This window comes from Burkholderia sp. Ac-20379, from assembly GCF_017104645.1.
Classification (GTDB): domain Bacteria; phylum Pseudomonadota; class Gammaproteobacteria; order Burkholderiales; family Burkholderiaceae; genus Burkholderia.
Map to the genome: position 1 here is coordinate 1 of NZ_JAAGPF010000775.1, position 925 is coordinate 925.

A 925-nucleotide genomic window follows, 5' to 3' on the forward strand; every position below is an offset into this window, starting at 1 on the left:
GGCGCCGGCCGCGTCCTCGTGCGCGCCGCGGTCGAGCACGGCGCACGCGGCCGAACCGCGCTCGCGCAGCACCGTTGCGGTCATGGGCTCCTTGGTCCAGAACGTCGACGAAAACGCCGGCGGCCGGCAACGCGCGGCGGCCGCGATCGCATCGGGCTCGGTGGCGGTCAGCAGCAGCCAGTGCAAGGTGTGCGGCACGGGGGATTCGTCGGCCAGTTGCCGCGCCAGCGCATTCGACAGCTCGGGGGCGTCGGGCAGCAGCAACGCCGGCACCGGCTGGCGCAGCGGATGCAGGCTCGGCAGCCTTGCCTCGATGGCGCCGCGCGCCGCCTGCCAATCCGCTTCGCCGGCGCACGACAGATAGGCGCGCAACGCGATCTCGACGTCGCCGACCGGGCCGCTCCAGTGGTCGCGCACGGCGGAATCGACGGTCGTGGAAAACCGGGCCTGGCGTTTCGGCGTGTTCGGGATCCGCTCGTATTCCGTCTGCACCTGCAGCGCATCGAGCATCAGATCGATCGTGCGGCGCAGGCCGTACTGCGCCATCAGGTAATCGACCACGGCCGCGCCGATCGGCCCGCCGCCGTGATACGCATCCTTGATCATCGCCACCCCGAGATAGAGCGTGTCGGCTTCGGCATCCGCCGCCGGCCCGGCGGCCGGCGTGCGCTCGACGAGGCGCTCGGCGAACCGCCGCGCGGCCGGCAGCAACGCGATATCCGTGCCGGCGAGGTCGATCTGTAGCTCGGCCTTGTCGCCGATCGCCAGCCACGCGGCCCGGACGTCGGGCGCGCTGCGCGCCTGCGGAAAACGGCGCGACGCGAAGGCATGACGCAGCATTTCGGGCGACAGCCGAACCGGATCGCCGCCCGCGAGCCAGGGCGGCTGCGTGCCGTCCGAGCCGGCCGGCGCGGCGGGCTGCGCC

General features: G+C 73.3%; 1 pseudogene. It reads right to left on the minus strand.

Features of this window, described 5'->3' with window-relative positions:
- Positions 1-925 (minus strand): annotated as a pseudogene (locus tag G3N92_RS34550) (polymerase); the annotation flags it as partial.